At 64.1% G+C, this 24,521-nt stretch carries 21 protein-coding genes; 8 read left to right on the top strand and 13 right to left on the bottom strand.

Features of this window, described 5'->3' with window-relative positions; translation table 11 throughout:
• Positions 1 to 24: 24 nt before the first annotated feature.
• The 3 genes from B0920_RS16245 to B0920_RS16235 all read left to right on the top strand — a co-directional run bounded on the left by B0920_RS16245 (position 25) and on the right by B0920_RS16235 (position 2,926).
• Positions 25 to 882 carry an HDOD domain-containing protein gene (locus B0920_RS16245; RefSeq protein WP_078033706.1) on the top strand — a complete coding sequence of 286 codons (858 nt, stop codon included), beginning with the start codon at positions 25 to 27 and terminating at the stop codon, positions 880 to 882.
• Between the two features lie 68 nt (positions 883 to 950).
• Positions 951 to 2,123, top strand: coding sequence for a tetratricopeptide repeat protein (locus tag B0920_RS16240; protein WP_078033705.1), 1,173 nt, complete (start codon positions 951 to 953; stop codon positions 2,121 to 2,123).
• A gap of 32 nt (positions 2,124 to 2,155) precedes the next feature.
• Positions 2,156 to 2,926 (top strand): ribonuclease, encoded by a 771-nt coding sequence (locus tag B0920_RS16235; RefSeq protein WP_078033704.1) that lies wholly within the window; start codon positions 2,156 to 2,158, stop codon positions 2,924 to 2,926.
• A 3-nt stretch (positions 2,927 to 2,929) separates the two neighbouring features.
• Here the strand turns inward: B0920_RS16235 and B0920_RS16230 are convergent, their stop codons facing one another.
• On the bottom strand, positions 2,930 to 3,466 hold the full coding sequence (locus B0920_RS16230; RefSeq protein ID WP_078033703.1) for a DNA-deoxyinosine glycosylase: 537 nt from the start codon (positions 3,464 to 3,466) through the stop codon (positions 2,930 to 2,932).
• Positions 3,467 to 3,532: 66 nt separating this feature from the next.
• Complete coding sequence (locus B0920_RS16225) at positions 3,533 to 4,813, bottom strand: glucan 1,4-alpha-maltotetraohydrolase domain-containing protein (protein WP_078033702.1); 1,281 nt, start codon at positions 4,811 to 4,813, stop codon at positions 3,533 to 3,535.
• 279 nt (positions 4,814 to 5,092) lie between these two features.
• On the opposite strand from B0920_RS16225, the gene B0920_RS16220 reads away from it, so the two are divergent.
• Entirely contained in the window at positions 5,093 to 5,779 is a 687-nt protein-coding gene (locus B0920_RS16220; RefSeq protein WP_078033701.1) for a hypothetical protein, read from the top strand.
• 606 nt (positions 5,780 to 6,385) lie between these two features.
• On the opposite strand, the gene B0920_RS16215 is transcribed toward B0920_RS16220, so the two are convergent.
• The 7 genes from B0920_RS16215 to B0920_RS16185 form a co-directional block, all read right to left on the bottom strand.
• Positions 6,386 to 8,674 carry a DEAD/DEAH box helicase gene (locus B0920_RS16215; protein ID WP_078033700.1) on the bottom strand — a complete coding sequence of 763 codons (2,289 nt, stop codon included), beginning with the start codon at positions 8,672 to 8,674 and terminating at the stop codon, positions 6,386 to 6,388.
• Positions 8,668 to 9,402 carry a hypothetical protein gene (locus B0920_RS16210; protein ID WP_078033699.1) on the bottom strand — a complete coding sequence of 245 codons (735 nt, stop codon included), beginning with the start codon at positions 9,400 to 9,402 and terminating at the stop codon, positions 8,668 to 8,670. Before B0920_RS16210 ends, B0920_RS16215 begins: the two co-directional genes overlap by 7 nt.
• Positions 9,403 to 9,774: 372 nt before the next feature.
• The gene (locus B0920_RS16205) at positions 9,775 to 11,268 is read right to left on the bottom strand and encodes an efflux transporter outer membrane subunit (RefSeq protein ID WP_078033698.1); all 1,494 of its coding nucleotides are present in this window, start codon (positions 11,266 to 11,268) and stop codon (positions 9,775 to 9,777) included.
• 1 nt (position 11,269) lies between these two features.
• Complete coding sequence (locus B0920_RS16200) at positions 11,270 to 14,449, bottom strand: efflux RND transporter permease subunit (protein ID WP_078033697.1); 3,180 nt, start codon at positions 14,447 to 14,449, stop codon at positions 11,270 to 11,272.
• Between the two features lie 3 nt (positions 14,450 to 14,452).
• On the bottom strand, positions 14,453 to 15,655 hold the full coding sequence (locus tag B0920_RS16195; protein WP_078033696.1) for an efflux RND transporter periplasmic adaptor subunit: 1,203 nt from the start codon (positions 15,653 to 15,655) through the stop codon (positions 14,453 to 14,455).
• 403 nt (positions 15,656 to 16,058) lie between these two features.
• Positions 16,059 to 16,895 carry an alpha/beta hydrolase gene (locus tag B0920_RS16190; protein WP_078033695.1) on the bottom strand — a complete coding sequence of 279 codons (837 nt, stop codon included), beginning with the start codon at positions 16,893 to 16,895 and terminating at the stop codon, positions 16,059 to 16,061.
• The gene (locus tag B0920_RS16185; RefSeq protein WP_078033694.1) at positions 16,892 to 17,107 is read right to left on the bottom strand and encodes a hypothetical protein; all 216 of its coding nucleotides are present in this window, start codon (positions 17,105 to 17,107) and stop codon (positions 16,892 to 16,894) included. Before B0920_RS16185 ends, B0920_RS16190 begins: the two co-directional genes overlap by 4 nt.
• A 164-nt stretch (positions 17,108 to 17,271) precedes the next feature.
• Here B0920_RS16185 and B0920_RS16180 point away from each other — a divergent pair, with 164 nt between their 5' ends.
• The 4 genes from B0920_RS16180 to B0920_RS16165 all read left to right on the top strand — a co-directional run bounded on the left by B0920_RS16180 (position 17,272) and on the right by B0920_RS16165 (position 20,294).
• Positions 17,272 to 18,249 carry a LysR family transcriptional regulator gene (locus B0920_RS16180; protein WP_078033693.1) on the top strand — a complete coding sequence of 326 codons (978 nt, stop codon included), beginning with the start codon at positions 17,272 to 17,274 and terminating at the stop codon, positions 18,247 to 18,249.
• Positions 18,250 to 18,327: 78 nt separating this feature from the next.
• Entirely contained in the window at positions 18,328 to 18,774 is a 447-nt protein-coding gene (locus B0920_RS16175; protein WP_078033692.1) for a DUF962 domain-containing protein, read from the top strand.
• Positions 18,775 to 18,867: 93 nt separating this feature from the next.
• Positions 18,868 to 19,806, top strand: a complete 939-nt coding sequence (locus B0920_RS16170; RefSeq protein WP_078033691.1) for a DMT family transporter — start codon at positions 18,868 to 18,870, stop codon at positions 19,804 to 19,806.
• Entirely contained in the window at positions 19,803 to 20,294 is a 492-nt protein-coding gene (locus B0920_RS16165) for a GNAT family N-acetyltransferase (protein ID WP_078033690.1), read from the top strand. Before B0920_RS16170 ends, B0920_RS16165 begins: the two co-directional genes overlap by 4 nt.
• 280 nt (positions 20,295 to 20,574) lie before the next feature.
• Here the strand turns inward: B0920_RS16165 and hutI are convergent, their stop codons facing one another.
• Genes hutI through hutG form a run of 4 tightly spaced genes read right to left on the bottom strand, consistent with a single transcriptional unit; the run spans position 20,575 to position 24,521 of the window.
• Positions 20,575 to 21,777 (bottom strand): imidazolonepropionase, encoded by a 1,203-nt coding sequence (gene hutI / locus B0920_RS16160; protein WP_078033689.1) that lies wholly within the window; start codon positions 21,775 to 21,777, stop codon positions 20,575 to 20,577.
• Complete coding sequence (locus B0920_RS16155) at positions 21,770 to 22,372, bottom strand: HutD family protein (protein ID WP_078033688.1); 603 nt, start codon at positions 22,370 to 22,372, stop codon at positions 21,770 to 21,772. The genes hutI and B0920_RS16155 overlap by 8 nt, the downstream gene beginning before the upstream one ends.
• On the bottom strand, positions 22,369 to 23,736 hold the full coding sequence (locus B0920_RS16150; protein ID WP_078033687.1) for a formimidoylglutamate deiminase: 1,368 nt from the start codon (positions 23,734 to 23,736) through the stop codon (positions 22,369 to 22,371). Before B0920_RS16150 ends, B0920_RS16155 begins: the two co-directional genes overlap by 4 nt.
• Complete coding sequence (gene hutG, locus B0920_RS16145) at positions 23,733 to 24,521, bottom strand: N-formylglutamate deformylase (protein ID WP_078033686.1); 789 nt, start codon at positions 24,519 to 24,521, stop codon at positions 23,733 to 23,735. Before hutG ends, B0920_RS16150 begins: the two co-directional genes overlap by 4 nt.

Genomic DNA, 24,521 nt, shown 5'->3' with positions numbered 1-24,521 from the left:
CCCCTGAGCATTATTTCCCCGACAATGAACACCGTCGCCGATCCGCTGCCGCCGCTCGACCAGGTCGATGCCCTGATCAAGTCGATCCGGATTCCGCCGCGTCCGAGCCTGCTGGCCGACCTGCAGCGCGAACTGGCGTCCGAGGATCCGTCGCCCGAGGCGATCGGCAAGATCGTCGCCAGCGACGTCGGCATGTCGGGCGCCCTGCTCAAGCTCGCCAATTCCGCGATCTACGGCGGCCGGCGCAAGGCCAAGTCGATCGAGCAGGCCATTCTGTTCCTTGGCATCAACCAGGTTGCAGCCCTGATGACAGGGCTGCTGGCGCGCCAGGCGATTCCCGCCAACAGCGCCGCCCTGGCCAGCTTCTGGGACATCTCCTCGCGCCGCGCCCAGGCCATGGTGTTCCTGTCGCGCCGCCTGCGCATCGGCGAGCCGGACGTGGCCCACACCTTCGGCCTGTTCTGCGACACCGGGGTGCCGCTCCTGATGGACCGTTTCCCCGACTACGCCGCCACCTACGCCAGCGCCTCGCTGGAGGCGGAGCGCCCCTTCACCGCGCTCGAGGACGAACGCCACAGCACCAGCCACGCGGCGATCGGTTGCCTGCTGGCGCGCAACTGGGGCCTGTCGAGCGAGGTCGGCTGGGCCATCCTGCACCACCACGATTTCGCCGTCCTCGACGACGGCGCGACCGCGCCGGCGGTGCGCTCGCTGGTGGCGCTCTCGGTGCTGGCGGAAAGCGCGATCTGCAGCTACCAGGGCCACGGCGAATCGCTGGAATGGGGCAAGGGCGGCGCTTCCGCCTGCGCCTATCTCGGCCTGTCGGAAGAAGAAACCGCCGAGTTGCTCGACGAGCTGCTCGAAGCCTTCCACGAAGAGTAAATACATATCTTTGACAGCCGGCTCCTCCGGGCAGATACTGAGGTAAAACCCGCAGCGCAGGAGGAGACATGAAGCGCCTGATCATCGTGCTGCTGGCCGCCGCTTTGGGCGGGTGCGCCAGCCTCGAGCCTACCCCAACCACCCCACCCGCCGTCTTCGCCGACGCGCGCTTCGCGCCGCCGTCCGAGCCGGTCACCGCCGAGGGCCTGTTCGCCCTCAGCCCGGCAATGCGCGAGTATCTCAACAGCCCGCACTTCAACGCTGTCCTGCGCGCCCGTGGCGCGCGCCACGGCCTGGTCGAAGCGCTGTACAGCAAGACCGACCTCAAGCTCGAATACGAGTCCAGCAGGACGCGCACCGCCGCCGAGACCTATGCGGACCGCGCCGGCAACTGCCTGTCGCTGGTGATCATGACGGCGGCCTTCGCCAAGGAACTCGGCATGCCGGTGCATTACCAGAGCGTGGACGCGGAAAGCAGCTGGAGCCGCACCGCCGGCCTCTACCTGTCCAGCGCCCACATCAACATCACGCTGGGCCAGCGCGTCTCGGACATCCAGCGCGGCTTCGATCCGGACCGGCTGCTGGTGGTGGACTTCCTGCCGCGCGAGGACGCGGCCAAGCTGCGCACCCGCCAGCTCGAAGAAGAAGACATCATCGCGCTCTACATGAACAACCGCGCCGCCGAGGCCCTGGTGCAGGACCGGCTGAACGACGCCTACTGGTGGGCCAGGGGCGCGGTCAAGGCGCGCCCGGGCGCGGTCTCGCCGCTCAACACCCTGGGCGTGGTCTACCACCGCCACGGCGACCTGGCACAGGCCGAATCCGCCTTCCGCGCGGCCCTGGAGCGCGAGCCGGAAAACCTCGCGGTGATGCAGAACATGCGCCCGCTCCTGATCACCCAGGGCCGCCATGCCGAGGCCGAGGCCCTCGCCAAGCGCATCGCCAGCATCGAGCCCTTCCCGCCCTACCACTACTTCGACAAGGGCATGGAGGCGCTCAAGGCCGGCGACTACGACGAGGCCCGCGACCAGTTCGCGCGTGAAGTGGCGCGCGCGCCGTACAATGACGAATTCCGCTTCTGGCTCGGGGTCGCCTACCTGCGCCTGGGACAGGTGGGCAGCGCGAAGGAGAACATCGCGCTGGCCGTGAACCACAGCACCCGCCGCGACAACCGTGAACTCTACTCGGCCAAGCTGGCGCACCTGCGCCGCATGACGATGACGGGCACGCACATCCGCTGAGCACGAAGCGCCATTCTTTCGATGAGGAGTCCATGGGAGTAAGACTGTCGGTGTGCTGGAAACGGGTGGTAGTGGCATTGATGCTGGCGCAGGCCGCCGGCGTGGGCGTGGCGCAGGAAGTCTGCGCCCTGCCTTCACGGGTCGAGGCGCCGGAACCGCGAAGGCCCGACTACGTCAACGACGACCTGCCGACCGACTACATGGCCCTGGTGCTGTCCTGGTCGCCCCAGCATTGCGAAGGGCAGCGGAACCGCCGCAACGGCCGCGACAAGCACGCCTTCCAGTGCTTCTCGGACAACCGCTTCGAGTGGGTGGTGCACGGCCTGTGGCCGCAGAACGGGCAGGCGTCCTCCAACAAGGACCATCCGCGCCACTGCCAGCGCTCCGGCGCGCTGCCGGTGGCGCTGGTCAGGCAGCACCTGTGCATGATGCCGGGCGCGGACCTGATGCAAAACGAGTGGCAGGCCCACGGCACCTGCGGCTGGAAGACGCCTGAGCGCTACTTCGGCGACATCGCCAAGGTGTATGCAAGCCTGCGCCGGCCGACCACCGCCGATATGCTTGGCTCCGGCGCCGACGCGGGGCCGAACCGCCTGGTCGAGACTACGCCGGCCCAGGTCAAGCAGGCCTTCTACCGGCTCAACCCCAAGCTACCCAAGGACAGCCTGCGCGTGAACGTCGCCGGCGGCAACCGGCTCAAGGAAATCTGGGTGTGCCTCGACAAGGGGCTCAAGCCGACCGCCTGCCCGAAGGGCGGAACTACGGATAATCAGCGCATCAGGGTCAGGACGCCGCACCGCTGAAGCTCAGAACAGGCGCTGCTGGGGAAGAACATCCTCGCCGCCATCCGCTTCGGCGAGCTGCCGCCAGACCGCCAGCTTCTGCTCGAAGCTCAGCGCCATATGCGCCGGCGAACTCGATGGCAACACCACCGTGCGGTAGCCGTGCGCGGCGAACTGCGGGGCGAACTTGCCCGAGGCCTGGCCGTTGAAACCGACCGTCTCCAGCCGGGGGCACAGCGCGCGCAGGCGCTCGAAGTCATTGGCGGCCGGCTTGCGGATCGCCGAATCGAGGCTGCCTTCGCGCTCGCAGGCGGCCAGCACGTCCCACAGGCCGACGTGGTGGGCCAGCAGGCGCGGCAGCCGTTCTGGATACGAAAGCGACGTCAGGTCTTCGCCAAGCACGGCGGAGATCAGGCGCCAGAACTGGTTGCGCGGATGGGCGTAGTACTGCTGCGCGGCGAGCGAGGCCGCTCCGGGAAAGCTGCCCAGCACGAGGATGCGCACTTCGGCATCGATGATGGGCGCCAGCCCGGTCAGGGTGGGAGACGTAGCGGTCGGCATGGCCGCATTGTAGCGGCGTCCGGCGCGGCCCGCGTTTCCGCCCGCGCCTCCCTCCCCTGTCCTGCCTTACTTGATCCAGACCGCGTAATTGCTGCCCGAGGTCTGCAAGGTCCAGCCGGCTCCCGGGCTCCAGCTGTTCGGCCCGATCTTCATGGCGAGCTGGCGCGTGTTGCCGCTGATGATGGCCGCGTACAGGCCCTGGGTCGCCTGCTGGATCGCCACCGGGGAGGTCGAATGCACGCCCGCCGCCCGGCGCGCAGCCATCAGCGCGCTGATCGATGCCTTCAGGTTCCAGTTGTAGATGTGCGGGTAATACACGGTCGGCACGCCGGGGTGGCTGAGGATGTAGGCATAGCCCTGCATCACCGCGCCGCAGGGCACTGGCCAGTGGTTCTGGCCCGAGCCGCAGCTTTCCGAGGGGCCGGTGTCGTGGTTGTCGACGAAGGTCACCGACATCGCCGGCCACCAGCCGACCGCGCCCTGGGGCTTGCCGTCGGAGCCGCGCAGGCGCCAGTAATTGCCGTTGGCGAGGGCGTCGTTGAGCAGGCCCTTGGTGGTGAAGTCGAACGCGCCGCAGCTGTTCCCGGTGCCGTTAATCCAGTTCATGATGGCCTGGCGGTGCGGGTTGACGTCGTTCAGGTTCAGGTCCGTCCACAGCTCGCCCACGCAAAACTCGGCGCCGAAGGCGTTCGCGTACTGGCCCGCATAGCCGGCGCCGAAACCCTTCACGTAATCGAAGCGCAGGCCGCTGAAGCCGACCGGTTTCAGGGTGGAGTTGAGCCAGGTGGTGATGCCGTTCTGGACCTCGCCCACGTTGCGGTGGTCGATGTCGCGCGCTGCGCTGAAGCCGTCGCCGGTGTCCGGATTGCCCAGTCCGCAGTTGCACTCGTCGTTGTTGACGATGGCCCAGGTGGTCCAGTTCGGATTGGTCAGGTCGGACCAGCCGGTGGTGCCCACGCGGTGGTTGACGACGATGTCGGCCACCGCCTTGATGCCGTTGTTGGTGAAGGCGCGCACCACGTTGGTCAGCTCGGCCGAGCTGCCGTAGCGCGAGTTCAGGTTGTTCAGCTGGCGCGGCAGATAGCCTTCCGCCGCCGCCGAGTCGGAAGGCGGCGGGAACCAGACGTGGGTGAAGCCCATGCTCTTCAGGTCGGCGACGTTGCCGAGCAGGGTGTTGTACCAGTTGGGATTGCTGTAGTTCGCAGAATTCCAGTGGAAGCCCTGCAGCAGGACCGCCTGGCTGTTGCCCGCCTGGGCGGCGGGGGTGGCGGCGCTGGCCGGGGTGGCCTGGGCCAGGGCCAGGGTAGTTGCGGCAAGCATGGCGACGATGCCTGTTTTTTTCTTCATGTCTCCTCCGATTGTTGCGCGTTGATTGAAAAATCGACCGACAAATCAGCAGAACAGCATGGCGTTGCCTTCAGTCCACTTGGATAGGAAAGGTAATTTGACTACCAATCACACCAGAGACCGCGACTGCAACGGATGGATTCTGTTCAGTTAACAATTTTGTGTCAACAGAATTCAACAAACAATATGTAGTTTTGCTACCAAGGCGAAAAGCTGGCGGCGAAGTACGGATGAGCGCGGCGCACTATAATTTCTGCACCGATATCTGCGAGGAGACCCATGAAGATTCTTGCCGCCGCCCTGTCCCTGCTGTGCTGCGCCCCCGCCTTGGCCCAGCCGGCGCCGTCCTACGCCCGCATGGTCGTGATCCAGCCCAAGCCCGGCCAGGTCGAGAACTTTGAAAAAGGTTATGAGCGCCACCTGCGCTGGCATCAGGAAGCCAAGGACCCGTGGACCTGGTACGGCTGGACCTTCGTGCTGGGCAACCGCCTCAACCAGTTCATGGACGGCACCTTCGGCCACCCGGCCGCGGCCTTCGACAAGGCCGTCCAGCCGGCGGCGGACGCGGCGGACAACAACCATAACGTGGCGCCCTACGCCGACTTCCTCAGCCACGGGATGTTTCAACGGATGGACGGCATGAGCAGCGGCGCGCCCCTGCCCGACGCCTCGCCCTTCCTCGCCCTGAGCACCTACCACATCCGCCCGGGCAAGGAGCAGGCCTTCGAGCAGGCCGTGACGCGCCAGCGCGACCGCTCCGCGCGCCACACCTGGTACCGCCTGCAGGCCGGCGGCCAGGCGCCGCAATACCTGCTGATGCGCGCCCTCCCCAGCTTCGGCGCCGCCGCCACCCTGGGCACGCCCTTCACCCTGCACGGCGTGGTCGACAAGGTCGATAACGAAGTGCTACGTCTGCGCCCCAATTTGAGCTACCGCCTACCCGAGGCCAAGTCCGCTGCGCAATAAAAAACGGGGTGGAATAGCATTGATGCCGGTACAGGTTGCCGGCACTGGCATGGGGGCTCTGCTGCACGTCGTCAGGATTGGCGGCGTCACGACCGGGCCGGCTCAACCGTCAACGACATGACCGTTGACAGTGCGGTACCCATGCATCTCGACTCAGCCGTCAACTTGTCGAATGCCTAGCCATTTAAGCGATCGTTTTCAGTGACCGGAGCAGCTTGCGCATTCGCTTGAAGAAGTCGAATGCTAGCTCGCGCTCGTCGGGTTGAGGCGGCCTTACGATCGAAGACCAAGGGTTCCCACAATGCAATATGTTGAAGCAGTAGACAACAAGCGTTCAATTTGGGACACGACTCAAATCCTGCTTAATATAACGGCGGGGGCAAGCCAGGATTGGTCTGCTAAGTGGACGAAGTACCCCTACGCAACATATGACGCAGTGTCGAGAAAATGCAGTATGAATGCGCACCGTGGAGCCATGCGGCCCGACCCGTATCAACATAAACAGGCGAGAACCAGCACAATCAGTTTCTGAAGCGGATTCGTGTATTGCCGCGTGATCACGCAAATCAGAAGAGGAGTTCTAAAGCGTTTCCGCGGCTCTACCGTTCAAGGCAAATACCAAGCCACCATCTTTCGAATATGTTCAGGCGCTGACTCTATTGAGTCTTTGAAGACTATATCCTTCTCGTTCACAAACTGAATGTACTCGGTAATTTGCGAAATTACCTCAGGAGAGAAGCCGTATCTCATCAATAACATATGCATTACGTTATTTGTGCCGAATCTGAGGAGCTCAATCATTTTTTCGAACCTGTGGTCTGCGGACACCAGACCATACAATTTAAAGGATGCCGCAAATACATCGGACAATGAAAAAGAGATAACCTGATCAATATAATCATATGTATCAAACACTACAGCATCATAACTTACGTCTTTCGCTAACACATCTCTAAAAAGCGGGTAAGGTTTAGTTAACGTACTATCGGGCAACTTGCTTGCCGGCTGAGAGAAGGCAGCTTGCCCTCTCCTCCCGCCATCACGCCTGGAAATATAACTATATCTAATGCCTGCAATCTCGCGAAACGCTCGCCCGCCGATCGCCAACAGGAAGATCATTATGGCATTATTAAAAACCGCATCCTCCCCCAACAGGAGAGGTCGATTTATTGAAGCCTCAAATATCCGCTTAAACAAAATGTGCAGTTCATCCCGCACAACTTTGTTTTCTTCGCCGGACAAATTCTCACGAAGACTACCGTCTCGATACATGAGATCGAGGATTCTCTTGCATGCACTCAATATTTCCGGACTTGATAGTCTTTTCACCTTGCTGGTTGGCAGATTTAAATCCTCGTTAAAATCATCATTCTTTATAGCGTCGATCAACTCCTCCGTGTCCGGCGAGGTCCCATCTGTATGCGGCGAGTCGATAATAGAAGAGTTGCTAAGGGCATATGGATCATTTACGCGTTTGCTGTACAGGTCAGGATTTCGCGTATAGACGTAACCGTAATCGAACTTCAGGTCACCTGACAATCGTCCAGCACGGCCAATGAGATTTTTAAAAGACAGAGAACGATCCTTTTCCGTCTCACCAACAATTCGCATACTTTGTAACCACACAACATCAAAAGGCATGTTGATTCCCTGAGCGAGGGTACTTGTCGCAAAGCAAATTCGAGCGAATTTTTTGCGTATAAAATCTTCAAGCAGGAATCTAACTTCTAAGGGCACCGAGCCGTGGTGAACCACAACTCCCTTTCGCAAAAGCCCAACTAATCTCGATCTGTGCTCAGCCTCGTCCGCGCCCAGTATCCCTCCAACGGCATCGATAATTTCTATCGCTTCTGGACTCTCCAAATTAGGAAATTGCGAGATATGACTATCGAAACTCGCTATAAAACTATCATCGTAAATAGAGGCCTTAGAGACGAAAACCAAAACCGAATTCTGCCCGCTGAAAGCAAAGGTCTCGAAGTTCCCGGGGAATTCTAGACATTTCTTTAACAAATGGCCCTTTTCGATATGTGGAGTGAAATAGTAATCACGTCCATTGTTATGACGAAAGACACTAATTTTCCCGACAGCACCATGTGTGTACGAGCGCGCGTAACTTCCCTTGTCCGGGATTCCATGTTTTTTAAACTGCGCGTCGGGGTTATCCACAAATGGATGAGCAAAAATCAGCTTCGCATGTGGAAAGTTTTTCTTAATCCTCCTTACTAACACGTCAAATATCAGTCCCCTGGCCTTCTCCTCGGATACTTGAGCTTCGTCGAAGAAAAATACCTGTATATCCAGCTGCGAATTTAAATGAAAAAGTTCTCTCGCCCTTTCAGGGGTCAAAATAAATATACGGCGTAAGCTTCGACTTGTGAAAATCCTATCAACAAATGGCGAAATCATAACATTTTTTTCGCCAGCAAAACGGAGCTTGATTGAGTTTATATACTCGGCAATTAAAGCTCGAGACGGAACAATAATAACAGCGTCGCCGGTTTGCTCGGCGATAAAGTCGCGAATCGAATATGATTTTCCCGCACTAGTAGGTGCAGAAATAGAAATAAACTGATTCTCGTCAACTGCTCTTCTCACACTCGCTTGCACTGGCGTTAGGTATTGTCCATAAACCCGCTTGTTTTGCTCCCCAATTGCAGACATGAATAGCGAATACAGTGTAGCTGGATGCTTAATTTTGTAAAACAGTCCGACGGCAGAAACGATTTCCTCTTCGAGCTCACTAAACTCTGCAGGATGAAATTCCTTATACAACGCCAGATTCTCAAGAATACTGGGATGCGCAGGACCGTCACGGTGTAGAACCTGAAGTATGCGCGAAAGATCTTCGTAGGGCGTTTCCGAAATTGCAATGGAAGGGATGTCACTCAACATTCGTCAGCGACTCCAACAAGATAAAGACCACTCAGCTTTTTATTTTTCATAAGATTTTCAGCCGATTGAGCCGCATTCTTCAGAATTTGGATCGGATTACTTGAATTCACCGAAAAGGCCGCGACAACACCAAAGCGATCCTGATCGAGATTATCAATCGAAACAGGATTTACTAAGTTGACCAAATGAGCTCGGTCGCGCAAGTGCTTTTCCGCTGCGAGAAACTCTCCCACCTGTGTTATAGCTAAACCATGCGGATTGCTTTTTGCCGAGTACTTTGCCTCACCAAAATTGATCAGATCCCCTGTACACGTCGTATGAAAATCAAATCCTTCATTCTGTTTTGCTTGTGGCTTCCAGAGCTCTGCGAGTGGCACCTTAATGTGGCCTAGCACCTTCTCCAGTGCACGTGCCGAACCAACCGATACCATAAGCTCGCCAAAGTCAGCCGCAATTTTTCCGACCCCCACCGTATGTCGAAAAATATCGATCAAAATAGCTGCAGTTTCTTTGACCGTGAAGTCGTACTGTCTCTGTACACCCTTATCTAACTTCGCCATCCACGAGTTGTCATGGACAAGATGAATCAGCTCATTTGCAAAGGCAACTAGATCACTCACCCTCACAAAGCAAATTTTTATCTGCGGGTGAGTCGTGGCTACATCTAGTTCGGAAAACGAACATCCCCAATTTGTATCAGCTATTTCGGCAGAGAACAAAAAACTCATTTGATGTGCATGAGGGTCGCGAAAGTTAGTTTAATTAACATCTAGATTCGGGCGGTTTGCGCAGGGCACTGAAATAATCGACGCTTATCTAAGCTAGCACAATTCTTGCGCGATGGAAAGGAGGGGCGCTGACAAGATTGGAATATTTACTTCCATCTCACGGTTTCGGCGATGCAAGAGGCTTTCGCATTCATGCTTCGAGGAGATAATGCGTAGGTGATACAAGGTAGGGCGGACCGATTAGATTAACCAAACGCCCTATGCCCTAACTGACGACACAACGATGTTGGCTGCACTCAAAAAAAGGCGGCGGGCGCTTGCGCGCTCCGCCGCCAAGGGCAAACTAATGCCACGGGGAGATAATCGTTCCGATCAGTTCTGGGCCACGGTCCTGCCTTCCGGCGCGGCGGCATCCCAGCCGCCGCCGAGGGCGCGGATCAGCGCCACGGTGGTGACGGCGCGGTTGCCGCGCAGTTGCACCGCGGTGCGCTCGACCGCCGCCAGATTGCGCTGGGCGTCCAGCAGCTCCAGGTAGCTGGAACGGCCGGCGTCGTAGAGCTTCTGCGCAAGGTCGGCCGAGCGGCGCGCCGACACCAGGGCGGCGTCGATCTGCTCGCCCTGCCCCGCCAGGATGCGCAGGCCGGCCAGGTTGTCTTCCACTTCGGCGAAGGCGTTCAGCACGCTCTGGCGATAAATGCCCACCGATTCCTCGAGCGCGGCTTCGCTGCGGATCACGTTGTTGCGGTTGCGGCCACCGTCGATCAGGGGCATCGACAGCAGCGCGCCGGCCACCCACGAACGGCTGCTCCACTTGAACACGTCGGCGAAGCTGCCGGCCACGCCGCCGCCGGCGGCGTTCAGGGTCAGGGCCGGGAACATGGCGCCGCGCGCCACGCCGATGCGGGCGTTCGAGGCTTCCATCGTGCGCTGGGCCGCCACGATGTCGGGACGACGCTCCAGCAGCGAGGACGGCATGCCGGCCGGGATGGTCGGCATCAGGGCGCCGTCCAGCAGCGGGCTGGGGCCGGCCACGTAATTGGCCGCCGGTTTACCCAGCAGCACCGCGAGCTGGTGCTCGGTGGTGGCGCGCTGGCGCTGCAGGCCGATGGCTTCGGCGCGCGCGGTCGACAGTTCGGTGCGGGCACGGGACAGGTCGAACTCGCCGATGTCGCCCAGGTCGAAGCGGCGCTGTGTGACCTTCACGCTTTCCTCGCGCAGGCGCACGGTCTGGCCTACGGTATCCAGCTCGGCATCGAGGGCGCGCAGGCGGAAGTAGGTCTGCGCGACGTCGGCCTGGAGCGAGAGCAGCACCGAGCGGTAGTTGGCCTCGGTGGCCGCCGCGTCGCCGCGGGCGGCCGACACGCCGGCCGACAGGCGGCCGAACAGGTCGATCTCCCAGCTCGCCGTGAGGCTGGCGTTGTAGCTGGTCTGGCCCTGGGTCGGCGTGCCCGGCGGCAGGTTCGCTTCGAGCGCCGAAGGCCGTGCGCGCTGGGCGCCGACGCCCACGCCCACCTGGGGCAGGCGGTCGGCGTTGGCGATACCCGCGATGGCGCGGGCCTGCTTGACGCGGGCCGCGGCCACCGACAGGTTGGCGTTATTGGCGGTCGCTTCCTCGATCAGGGCGGTCAGCGCCGGATCGTTAAAGGCCAACCACCACTGGCCGCGCGGCTGCTGCTCGGCCGGCTGGGCCGGCTTCCAGCGCGAGCCTTCCGGCCCCGCGACTTCCGAGGTCGCGCTCGGGGCCTGCGACTCGCGAAAGGCGGTCGGGGTCTCGATCTTGGGCTGCTTGAATTCCGGGGTGGCGCAGGCCGTCAGCAGCAGGGCCGCCAGCAGCGGGGCCACGCCCCTTGCAATCATGGTCTTCATCTCAATGCACTCCTTCCGTGCCATGCGCCGCCACGTGGGTGGTGGCCGGTTTTTCGAAACGCTTCGCCAGCAGGCGCAGCAGCACGTAGAACAGCGGGGTCAGGAACAGGCCGAAGAAGGTCACCCCCAGCATGCCCGAGAACACGGCGATACCGATGGCGTGGCGCATCTCCGAACCCGCGCCGCTCGAGAACACCAGCGGGATCACGCCGGCGATGAAGGCGATCGAGGTCATCAGGATCGGACGCAGACGCAGGCGGGAAGCTTCCAGCGCGGCGTCGATCACGCCACGTCCGTGGTCTTCCAGCTCGCGGGCGAATTCCACGATCAGGATCGCATTCTTCGAGGCCAAACCGACCAGCACGAACAGGGCGATCTGGGTGAAGATGTTGTTGTCGCCACCCGAGAGCTTCACGCCGATCAGGGCGCACAGGATCGACATCGGCACGATCAGGATCACCGACAGCGGCAGGGTCCAGCTTTCGTACTGGGCGGCCAGCACCAGGAACACCAGCAGCACGCACAGCGGGAACACGTAGAGCATGGTGTTGCCGGCGATGATGTCCTGGTAGGTCAGCTCGGTCCACTCATAGCTCACGCCCTTCGGCAGGATTTCCTTGGCCAGCTTCTCCATCGCGGCCTGGGCCTGGCCCGAGGACACGCCCGGGGCCGGACCGCCGTTGATCTCGGCGGCGACGTAGCCGTTGTAGCGCTGCACGCGGTCAGGACCATAGGTGTCCTTGATGCGCATGAGCGAGGACAGCGGGATCATCTCGCCCTTGTCGTTGCGGACCTTGAGCTGCTCGATCTGCTCGCGGTGCGAGCGGAACGGCGCGTCGGCCTGCACGCGCACCTGGTAGGTGCGGCCGAACTGGTTGAAGTCGTTCACGTACAGCGAACCCAGGTTGATCTGCAGGGTCTGGTTGATCGCGGCCAGCGGCACGCCCAGCTGCTTGGCTTTCACGCGGTCGATGTCGGCGAACAGCTGCGGCACGTTGATCTGGTAGCTCGAGAACACGCCCGCCAGTTCCGGGGTCTGCCAGGCCTTCTGCTGGAGCGCCTGCACCGCCTTGTACAGCTCGTCGTAGCCGACGTTGCCGCGGTCTTCGATCATCATCTTGAAGCCGCCGGTGGTGCCCAGGCCGTTGACCGGCGGGGGCGACAGCACCAGCACGAAGGCGTCTTCGATGGCGCCCATGCGCTTGTTGATCTCGGCCGCGATGGCCTCGGCGCTGGTTTCCTTGCCGGTGCGCTCGTCGAAGGGCTTCAGGCTGGTGAACACGATGCCGGCGTTCGGCGCGTTGGTGAAGCCGTTGATCGACAGGCCAGGGAAGGCGATCGAGGATTCCACGCCCGGGATTTCCTTGGCGATGTCCGACATCTTGCGGATCACGGCCTCGGTGCGGTCGAGCGAGGCGGCGTCGGGCAGCTGGGCGAAGCCGATCAGGTAGGCCTTGTCCTGCTGCGGCACGAAGCCCGGCGGCACGGCCTTGAACATGAAGATGCCGGCCACGGCGAGCACCAGGTAGACGCCGACCGAGGCGGTCTTGCGGCGCAGGACGCTCTTCACGCCGCCTTCGTATTTTTCCGACGAGCGGCCGAAGAAGCGGTTGAAGGCGGCGAAGAAGCGGCCGAACACGGCGTCGATCATGCGGGTCAGGCGATCCTTGGGCGCGCCGTGCGGCTGCAGGATCGAGGCCGACAGGGCCGGAGCCAGGGTCAGCGAGGCGAAGGCCGAGATCACGGTCGAGATCGCGATGGTCAGGGCGAACTGGCGGTAGAACTGGCCGGTCAGGCCCGAGACGAAGGCGATCGGCACGAACACGGCGCACAGCACCAAGGCGATCGCGATGATCGGGCCCGAGACTTCCTTCATCGCCTGGATGGTCGCTTCACGCGGGGCCAGGCCGTTGCTGATGTTGCGCTCGACGTTCTCCACCACCACGATGGCGTCGTCGACCACGATGCCGATCGCCAGCACCAGTCCGAACAGCGACAGGGTGTTGATCGAGAAGCCGAAGGCCAGCATCACGGCGAAGGTGCCCACCACCGAGACCGGGACGGCCAGCAGCGGGATGATCGAGGCGCGCCAGGTCTGGAGGAAGACGATCACCACAAGAGCCACCAGCACCACCGCTTCGAGCAGGGTGTGGATCACGGAGTCGATCGACTCACGCACGAATTGGGTCGGGTCGTACACAATGCTGTATTCGACGCCTTCCGGGAAATCTTTCGCCAGCTCGACCATCTTGGCGCGCACGTCCGAGGACAGTTGCAGCTCGTTGGCGCCGGGCGAGGCGAACACAGGGATGGCCACCGCCGACTTGTTGTTCAGCAGCGAGCGCAGGGCGTAGGAGCTCGAGCCCAGCTCGAGGCGCGCCACGTCCTTCAGCAGGGTGACGCCGCCATCCTCGTTGGTCTTGAGGACGATGTCGCCGAACTGCTCGACGCTCTGCAGGCGGCCCTGGGTGTTCAGGGTCAGCTGGAAGTCGGCGTCCTTGGCCGGGCCCTGCCCGACCACGCCGGCCGCCACCTGGACGTTCTGCTCGCGGATCGCGGCCACCACGTCGCCGGCGGTCAGGTTGCGCGCAGCCACCTTCTGCGGGTCGAGCCAGACGCGCATCGCGTAGTCGCCCGAGCCGAACAGCTGGACTTCGCCCATGCCCTTCAGGCGGGCCAGCTGGTCCTTCACGTTCAGCACCGCGTAGTTGCGCAGGTACAGGTCGTCATAGCGGCCGTCCGGCGAATTCAGGTGCACCACCATGGTCAGGTTGGGCGAAGCCTTCACCGTGGTCACGCCGATCTGACGCACCTCTTCCGGCAGGCGCGGCAGGGCGCGCTGGACGCGGTTCTGCACCGCGGTCTCGGCCTGCTCGACGTCGGTGCCGATCTTGAAGGTCACGGTCAGGGCCAGCGCGCCGTCCGAGGTGTTTTGCGAGGACATGTAGAGCATGTTCTCGACGCCGTTGATCTGCTCTTCGAGCGGCGTGGCCACGGTCTCGGCGATCACTTTCGGGTTCGCGCCCGGATACTGGGCGCGCACGACCACCGACGGCGGCACCACTTCCGGATACTCCGACACCGGCAGCAGGAAGATCGAGATCAGGCCGCCGACGAAGATGAGCACCGATAGCACCGCCGCGAAGATCGGCTTGTCGACAAAGAATTTAGGGAAGTTCATGGATTACTCCTTGGCGCCCGCGTCGGCCATGGCCAGCTTGGTGTCCTTGGCGGCGCTTGCGGTCGAGGTCATCGGGACCACCTGCGGGGCGATCGGGGCGCCCGGGCGCACGCGCTGCAGGCCGTTGACGACGATCTTCTCGCCCGGTTTCAGGCCTTCGCGCACGATGCGCAGGCCGTCGATGGTCGGGCCGAGCTTGACCGGACGGTATTCGGCCTTGTTGTCCTTGCCGACCACGAACACGAACTTGCGGTCCTGGTCGGTGCCGACGGCGCGGTCGTTCACCAGGATCTGCGGACGCGGCTCGCCGCCGGCGATCTGCACGCGGGCGAACAGGCCGGGGGCCAGGGAACGGTCGCTGTTGGCGAAGGTGGCGCGCATGCGCACGCTGCCGCTGCGGCTGTCGAGCTGGTTGTCGACGAATTCGAGCTTGCCGGCGTGCGGGAAGCCTTCTTCGTTGGCCAGGCCGACCTTCACTTCGACCGGCTGGCCGGCGTGGGCGCGGCGGCTGACGCGCAGGTAGGTGTCTTCGTCGCCGTCGAAGCTGGCGTAGATGCGGTCCAGCGAGACGACCGAGGTCAGCACCGCCGAGGCGTCGACCAGGTTGCCGAGGGTGATCTCGGCCTTCGACACGCGGCCGTCGATCGGCGACAGCACGCGGGTGTAGGAGAGATTGAGTTTGGCGGCTTCGTACTGGGCCTGGGCGGCGCGGGCGCTGGCGTCCAGTTCCTTCTGGCTGGCCGCGCGCTCGTCGAATTCGCGCTGGGCGATGGCCTTGTCGGCCAGCAGGCGCTCGGCGCGCTGCAGTTCCAGGCGCGCCAGGTCGGCGCGGGCGCGCGCCGCGTTGGCGGCGGCGCCGGCGCGGTCGGCTTCGGCCTGGTAAGGACGCGGGTCGATCACGAACAGCACGTCGCCCTTCTTCACTTCGGCGCCCGGCTTGAAGTTGACGGCGGTGATGTACCCCGACACGCGCGGGCGGATCTCGACCACCTCGATCGCCTCCAGGCGGCCCGAGAATTCCTGGGTTTCCAGCACCGGCTTTTCCAGCACCACCGCGGCCGACACCGGAGGCGCCGGGGGCGCCGCCGGCGCGTCATTGCTGTTGGCGTCGGCGCAGCCGGTGAGTGCGGCGCCCGCCAGACCGGCGACCGCCAGCGCGGCCACCATCATTCGAACCTTGCCCGTCCATCGTTGTTGGCTATTCATGATTAACCTTTCTTATTGAAGACAAAAAGCCTGCCGCGTTTCTGCGCGCGAGCTGCGTTCGCAAAAACGCAGGCAAAAAGAAGCCCCTCCGTGCCCACGGCACGGTCGAAACATTCATTGGTTGGAGTCAGGAGGGATCGGCGGCCAGTCTAGGGCCCTGGACCAGGGCTGCCTATCATACGAGGGTATATTTCCCTCATACCGGCGCCGTTCCCGGTGGTCCCGTCAGGACCCGCGCCGGCGGCGTGCTGCGTGCTTGTTCATGGCGTCTCTCCCTTCAGTGATACTTCCGCTTCCGCGCTACTGCGGGTAAAGCGGTCCCCCTGCCCGACTCTCGGTAAGGCAGCCCGATACAACAATCTGGATTGCGGGCCCCTGGCCCGCCGGATGTGCGCCCCTGGCGCTACTCCCCCTGGCCTTCCAGGCCGGACAGGAACACGTCGATTTCGGACATCGCGTGCAGCCGGCACGCGCACTCGTTGCGCGCGTTGGGGTCGGTCAGTTGAGCCGGAGGCAGGCGGCGCACCGTGGTGCGCACACCTGCGTTGATCAGTTTTGCGCCGTATTGCTCGGCTTCGTCACGCAGCGGGTCGTCCTCGGCCGAGAGGATCAGCGCCGGCGGCAGGTTCTTCAGGCGGCTCGACTGCAGCGGCGACGCGTACGGGTGGGCACGGTCGGCGGCGTTCGGCAGGTAGCCGCGGTAGGCCTGGGCGCAGACGGCCGTGACCTTCTCGCGCTCCAGGCAGTGGGTCATCTGGCGCATCGAGCCGGTGCTGAGCCCCGGGTCGAGCATGGGCATGATCAAGAGCTGCCCTGCCAGCGTCGGGCCGCCGCGATCGCGCGACATCAGCCCGCACACCGCGGCCAGGTTGGCGCCGGCTTCGATGCCGGACACCACGAGCAGCTTGCCGGTCCAGCCAAGCTTGGTCTTGTTCTTCTTGGACCACTTCAGCACCGCATGGGCGTCCTCGACCGCCGCCGGGAAGGGCTTCACGGTCGCCAGCGTGTAGCGCGAGGCCAGCACCAGCGGCTGGTGGTCGCTCTCGGCCAGGCCGCGCAGGAAGTCGTCCGCTTCCTCCAGGTCGCCGCCGGTGAAGCCGCCGCCGTGGAAGAACACCACCAGCATGTCGCGCTTGGCGGCCGGGCCGGCGGCGTACAGGCGGGCGCTGAGCGGTCCGCCGGCGCCGCCGACTTCCAGCTCGCGCACCTTCACATCCGGGGAGGCCGGCGCTGCGTTCATTGGCCGGCCTCTTGAGCGTCAAGCCGGGCGAGGCCATCCTTGGCCTCCTCGCATTCGCCGCAGACCATCTTCACCTGCGCAGCCAGCGCATGGAAGCCGCGCGCCTCGGCGCCCGCGGCGCTCGAATAGGCGTCGGTGCCCAGCAGGCCCGCCAGCGCGACGCCGCTGATGGCGACTGCGACCGTGGTAAAGATTCCGTCCCGAATGCTCATGTCCAGCTCCGTTGTCCTGTGGTCTTGCAAGAATTTATTTGTTGCGATGCACACACTATAGACTTCATCTACAATCGGATAAAGATGGCAATGTCGAATTGATTGTTCGGATTGTTGAACAATGACGCGAAACCGTCATATCCGGGTCTTGGAAGGAGGGAAACATGAACAAGCTGCAGGCGATGGAAGTCTTCGTGCAGGTGGTCGATTGCGGCAGCTTCACCAAGGCCGCCGACGCCCTGCAACTGCCCAAGGCCACGGTGTCGACCCTGATCCAGTCGCTGGAAACCACGCTCTCGGCCAAGCTGCTGCACCGCACGACGCGCCAGGTCACCGTCACCTCCGACGGCGCCGCCTATTATGAGCGCTGCGTGCGTATCCTGTCGGACGTGCGCGACGCCGAGGAATCGCTGTCGCGCCACCGCCTGAGCCCGAGCGGCCGCCTGCGGGTCGATGCGCCCACCGGCCTGTCGTCGGAGATCTTGCTGCCGGCCCTGCCCCAGTTCTTCGAGCGCTACCCCGACATCACGATGGAACTGGGCAGCACCGACCGCCCGGTCGACCTGGTCGAGGAAGGCGTGGACTGCGCCGTGCGCGGGGGCGAGCTTTACGATCCCAACCTGATCGCGCGCCGGGTCGGCGTGGTGAACTTCGTCACCTGCGCCTCGCCCGCCTACGTCGAGCGCTACGGCCTGCCCCAGCATCCGCACGAGCTGGAACGCCACCGCTGCGTGAATTACTTCTCTTCTAAGACGGGCAAGGTCTACAACTGGGAATTCAACCGCAACGGCGAGCGCATCGAGCTGGCCCTGCCGGGCGTGATCGCGCTCAACGATTCCAACGCCTACGTGCAGGCCGGGCTGTCGGGCCTGGGCATCATCAACATGACCGACTACCTGCTGACCCAGTACCTGGCCACCGGGCGCCTGGTGCGCCTGCTGCCGGACTGGCGTTCCGACCCGCTGCCGATCCACGTGGTGTATCCGCAGAACCGCCACTTGTCGGCCAAGGTGCGGGTGTTCGTGGAATGGGTGTCCGAGCTGTTCGCGAACAATCCCCACCTGCGCCTGCAGCCGGCCGACAGCGCCCTGAACCCGCCGCCGCTGCCGCCGGACGCCTTCAGGCTGGGCGAACAGGCCTGAACGAAGCAGGCCGATCGAACAAGGCGCGCATGCGCGGGTGTAGAATCGGGCGCATAACAATACCTACCGGAGACGTCCATGGAACATGCCTCGCGCCCGCGCGACATCGACATCCTGCTGGCCAAGTATGCGGAGAGCCACCAGAACCAGACCAACGAGCTGATCCACTTCGTGTGCATCCCGGCGATCGTGTTCAGCCTGCTCGGCATCCTGTGGGCCATCCACCCGGTGGTGGCCCTGCTGGTGGTGCTGGGCTCGCTCTACTATTACCTCAAGCTGTCGCGCCCCTTCGCCCTCGGCATGGGGGCGATGAGCGTGCTCATGCTGGCAATATTGGCCGCGCTGCCGGAAATGACCGTGCTGCCGGTGTCGATCGCGGTCTTCGTGGTGGCCTGGATCGGCCAGTTCATCGGCCACAAGATCGAAGGCAAGAAGCCCTCCTTCTTCGACGACCTGCGCTTCCTGCTCATCGGGCCGCTGTTCGTGCTGAGCTTCCTGTACCGCCGCATGCGTCTCGCGTATTAACGCTTCAGAAATGTTGCGCGGTTGATACATCCGCGCAGCATATGCATCACATTGATGCGAGCGGGGCCGTCGCCCAGCACGTATACTCCCGCGATGCCTTCTTCCGTTCTCTTCACCGTCGCCTCGCTGATCTGGGGCTCGACCTTCTGGGCCATCACCTTGCAACTGGGCCATGCCGCCCCTTCGGTGTCGGTGGCCTACCGCTTCTTCCTCGCCGCCGCCGTGCTGTTCGCGATCTGCCTGGCGCGCCGCGAGCGCCTGCTGCTGCCCTGGCGCACCCAAAGCTGGATGGCCTTGCAAGGCTTCCTGACCTTCGGCATTTCCTATGTCTGCACCTACGAGGCCGAGCTGCACGTGGTCTCCGGCCTGGTGGCGGTGATGTTCGCCCTAATGGTGTTCTGGACCCCAATGTGGAGCCGCGTCTTCTTCGGCACCCCGATCAGCCGCCGCACCCTGGTGTGCGGCGTGGTCGCCACGGCCGGCGTGGCCCTGCTGTTCTGGCGCTCGATCGTGGACGCCTGGCAGGACCTGCAAACCGGCGGCGGCGGCGAATTCATCGCCGGCGTGGTGCTGGCCCTGGCCGCGACCCTCGCCAGCTCGGCCGGCAGCATCGTGGTCAACAAGGTCAAGGAACAAAGCGCCAACCTGCCGCTGACCATGGCCTGGTCGATGCTGTGGGGCGCCGCGATGGTGGCCCTGTGGTCGCTGCTCAACGGCGAAGCCTTCGTGCTGCCCACCGCGCCGAGCTACTGGATGGGACTCGTCTACCTGTCGGTGTTCGGTTCCGTGGTCGCCTTCTTCGCCTACTTCACCCTGATCAGCCGCATCGGCCCGTCCAAGGCCGTGTACATCGGCGTGATCACGCCGGTGCTGTCGGTGCTGCTCTCGATCCAGCTCGAAGGCTATCGTCCGGGCCCGATCGAATTTATCGGCATGGTCCTGTGCCTGGCCAGCGTGGCCTGGGCCCTGCGCGCACCCGCAGTCAAACCGGTGCAATCCGCAAACCTGAACAACGCACTCGAAACCCCATGAGCACTCCCGACTTCTCCATCCGTCCCGCCCAGCCCCAGGACGTCGCCCACATCCACGGCATGATCCTGGAACTGGCCGTGTTCGAGAAACTCGAACACTTGGTGGTCGCCACCGAAGCCCTGCTGCACGAGGGCCTGTTCGGCGCGCGTCCGGCCTGCGAAGCCATCGTCGGCGAGGAGAACGGCGAGGTGGTGGCCTTCGCCCTCTACTTCCATAACTTCTCGACCTTCCTGACGAAGAAAGGCCTCTACCTGGAAGACCTGTACGTGCGCCAGGTCCACCGCGGCAAGGGCTATGGCACCCGGATGCTCAAGCGCCTGGCCCAGATCGCCGTCGAGCGCGGGTGCGGCCGTTTCGAATGGTCGGTGCTGGACTGGAACGAGCCGGCGATCCAGTTCTACAAGGCGATGGGCGCGGACGTCATGCCCGACTGGCGCATCTGCCGCGTCACCGGCGACAGCTTGGCCGCGCTGGCCGAGCGCCGCTGAACGAGCATCGCGACAAGCACGCACAAAGAAAAACCCACGGGCCTTTGGCGCCGTGGGCGAACCCATTTTTGGCAAAATGGGGAGGGGAGATGGGAATCACATGAATGCACTATAGTCAGGCATTCTTAACGATCCATTAAACCTTACATTTGGTTACTGAAGTTACGACTACCGTTTAGGTAATCATTACCCACGCGGAAAACACCGCTTTGAGCATTGTCAATCAGTAAGCGCGGGTGTGGCAGGAGTGAAACGCGGCGCGCGTACGCCGCGCGTTTCCTTAAACGCCGGCCTTGAAGACCGCCTTGCAGGGATTGAAGCCGATGGCATAGGCCAGATCGGCCGGGCGCGCGATGTCCCACAGGGCCAGGTCGGCCTGCTTGCCTGCTTCCAGGGTGCCGATCTCGCCCTGCAGGCCGAGGGCGCGCGCCGCATGCTTGGTGGTTCCGAGCAGCGCCTCCTGTGGCGTCAGGCGCCACAGGGTGCAGGCCATGTTCATGGCCAGCAACAGGGAAGTCATGGGCGAGGTGCCCGGATTGCAATCGGTGGACACCGCCATCGGCACGCCCGCTTCGCGCAGCGCCGCCACCGGCGGCGGGGTGCTCTCGCGCAGGAAGTAGTAGGCTCCCGGCAGCAGCACCGCCACCGTGCCCGCCGCCGCCATCGCGGCCACGCCTTCCGGCGTCAGGTATTCGAGGTGGTCGGCCGACAGCCCGCCATGGCGCGCCACCAGGGCCGCGCCCTGCTGGTCCGAGAGCTGCTCGGCATGCAGCTTGACCGGCAGGCCGAGCGCGCGCGCCGCGGCGAACACGCGCCCGGTCTGGGCGTTGGTGAAGCCGATCCTTTCGCAGAAGGCGTCCACCGCGTCGACCAGGCCTTCGCGCGCCAGGGCCGGCAGCATGTGCTGGCACAGTTCGTCCACGTAGTCGTCGGCGCGGCCGGCGAATTCGGGCGGCAGCGCGTGCGCGCCCAGGAAGGTGGTCTTGACGCGCACGCCCAGCAGTTCGCCGATGCGGCGCGCGGCGCGCAGCATGCGCGCCTCGGCCTCCAGCTCCAGCCCGTAGCCGGACTTGATCTCGAGCGTGGACACGCCCTCGGCCAGCAACGCGCGCACGCGCGGCAGGCTGGCCTCGACCAGCTGCTCGACGCTGGCCGCGCGGGTCGCGCGCACGGTGGACATGATGCCCCCGCCCCGGCGCGCGATGTCCTCGTAGCTGGCGCCGTTCAGGCGCGCCTCCCATTCGTCGCTGCGGTTTCCCGCGTGGACGATGTGGGTGTGGCAGTCCACCAGGCCGGGCGTCATCCAGGCCCCGCCGCAATCGTGCTCGCGCGCCGCGCGCGGCGCCTGGGCGCGCGGACCGAGCCAGGCGATGCGCCCGTCCTTCACCGCCAGCGCGGCGTCCTGCAGCTCGCCGTAGCCTTCCGTCATGGTGGCCAGGCGCACGTTGGTGAACAGCAGGTCGGCCGGCGCCGCCTCACTCATAGTGTTCCTCGTCTTCGTCCGAGTGGTAGTAGATGTCGACGATGTAGATGGTGGCCTGCCCCGCCTCCAGCTCCCAGGTGGCGTCAGGGTCGAGCACCACGGCGTCGTAGCGCACCATGCCGATGCGCTCCTCGTCGTTGCTCAGCTCCAGGCTGTCGCCTTCGGCCAGGAACAGCACCGTCACGTCGGCGCGGGTGACGAAGCGCGACTGCCCGCTCAGGCGGCGGCGGCCGAACTGGTGGTAGCAGCGCTCGCTGCGCGTCATCACGTTGAAGTCGGTGGTCACGCCGCGGCTGAGTTTCGCGAAGACTTCCGAGCTGCCGTCGAACTGGGCGACCGGCTCGGCCTCGCTGATGAGGCTCGGTTCGCCGTCGATCTGCAGGGTCATGCCGTGGCCGTCGACCAGGGCCAGGGTGCGGTCTACGCCGGGGAACTGGGAAAAGGCGCCATCCTCGGCGATGGTAGCCAGGCTGACGCGCCAGTCGAAGTCCTCGAAGTCCGCGTCCGGCGGGCCGATCGCGATTTCGATGGTGCTGCCGCCGCCGTTCTTCCACGGCACCGGCGACAAACCTGCAAACGGAATCAAGACGGTCATTGGCTCCCCTCCCGCAACTGTTTGACTGCCTGGCGATAGCGCTGCGCGATCGCATCCTGGGCCATGTGGCGCCCGCCCTGGACCACCCAGCGCCCGCCGCACAGCACGTCGCGCACCAGATTGTCGTTACCGCAAAACAGGAAGCGCCCCAGCACTTCCGCATCCAGCACGCCGTCCAGGTTCGGATGGCTGCCGTCCAGCACCAGGAGATCGGCGCGGCGGCCGGCTTCGAGCGCGCCGACGCGCCGCCCGGCAGCCTGGGCGCCGCCGCGCAGCGCGGCCTGCCACAGGAAGTCACCGACCTCGCGCTGCGCGCCGCCGACCGCGATGTTGCGGCGCTGGTGCTGGAGGCGCTGGCCGTATTCCAGCCAGCGCAATTCCTCGACCGGGCTTTGCGAGACGTGGCTGTCGCTGCCCACGCCGAACACGCCGCCCGCCGCCAGGTAGGGCTCGAGCGGGAACAGCCCGTCGCCCAGGTTGGCCTCGGTGGTCGGGCACAGCCCGGCCACGGCGCCGCTGCCTGCCAGCGATTGTACTTCGCTCTCGACCAGGTGGGTTGCATGCACGAGACACCAGCGCGCACCGACGGCGATCTCGTCCATCAGGTATGCGACCGGACGCCGTCCGGTATGCGCCAGGCATTGCTCGACCTCGGCCTGCTGCTCGGCGATGTGGATGTGCAGCGGCCGCGCCTGCGGCAGGCCGGCGGCCAGCGCGCGGATCTGGTCGATGCCGGCCGCGCGCAGCGAATGCGGCGCGGCGCCGGCTTCAAACTGCCCGCCGCGCAGCGGCGCCAAGGCCTCGACGATGCCGAGGACCTCGTCGACGCCGGTGCGAAAGCGCTCCTGGCCGGGTTTCAGGGGCTGTGCGCCGAAGCCGGCGTGGCTGTAGAGCACCGGCAGCAGGCTCAAGCCCATGCCGGCTTCATGGGCGCCGGCGGCCACCCGCTCGGCCGTCTCGGCCACCCGGGCATAGGCCTGGCCGCCCGGGGCGCGCTGCAGGTAGTGGAATTCGCACACCGAGGTATAGCCGTGGCGCAGGCATTCCACGTAGAGCTGGGCGGCGATGGCCTCGATCTGTTCGGGCGTGATGCTGGCGGCGAAGCGGTACATCAGGTCGCGCCAGGTCCAGAAGCTGTCCGGGCCGTCGCCGGCGCGCTCGGTCAGCCCGCCCAGGGCGCGCTGGAAGGCGTGCGAATGCAGGTTGACCATCCCGGGCAGCACGTAGTCGGCGCGCGCCACGTTGAGCGGCGGGTGCGAATCGGGATGGACGCCGGTGAGGTCGCCGTGGATGTCCCACTCGATGACGACGTCGCGCCGCCAGCCTTCGGGCAGCAGCGCGTGGCGCGCGAACAGGGCCCTCATGCGCGCACCCAGTCGCTGGCGGCCCGGATCATGTCGCGCAGTAGGGGCTGGACCTCGGCCGCCACCTCGGGCCGGTAGTCGAAGGGCGGCTGCTCGTTCATGTACAGGCACTGGCACATCTCGAGCTGGATCGCATGCACGCCCTGCCCCGGCTGGCCGTAGTGGCGGGTGATGTGGCCGCCCTTGAAGCGGCCGTTGACGGCGATGCTGAAGCGGTCCTGGGCGCGCGCCACGCCCACCACCGCCTGCTCGAGGCCGGGGTCGCAGGACTTGCCGTCGGCGGTGCCGAAGTTCAGGTCGGGCAGCTTGCCCTCGAAGAAGCGCGGCACCACCGAGGCGATGGAATGCGCGTCCCACAGCACCACGCGGCCATGCTCGGCTTTCAGGCGCGCCAGTTCGGACTGGAGCTGTTCGTGGTAGGGGCGCCAGTAGCGCTCCAGGCGCTGCCGGACTTCCGCTTCGTCGGGCTCCATGCCCGGCTGGTAGAGCTTTTCGTCGCCGAAGGTGTCGACCGGGCACAGGCCGGTGGTGCTCATGCCCGGATACAGGTTGGTGTTCTCGGGCGGGCGGTTGAGGTCGATCAGGTAGCGCGACCAGCGCGCGCTCAGCACCGACACGCCCATCTCCTCGAGGAAGCCGTAGAGTTCGGGCAGGTGCCAGTCGGTGTCGGCGCGCGCCTGCGCGCAGGGCGCGAGCCGCGCCGCCACCTCGTCGGGAATGTCGGTGCCCACGTGGGGCATCGACACCAGCATGGGAAGCTTGCCTGCCTTGAAGCGGAACTCCAT

It is taken from the genome of Massilia sp. KIM (assembly GCF_002007115.1).
GTDB lineage: Bacteria > Pseudomonadota > Gammaproteobacteria > Burkholderiales > Burkholderiaceae_D > Telluria.
This window is presented reverse-complemented; position numbering and strand designations above follow the sequence as displayed.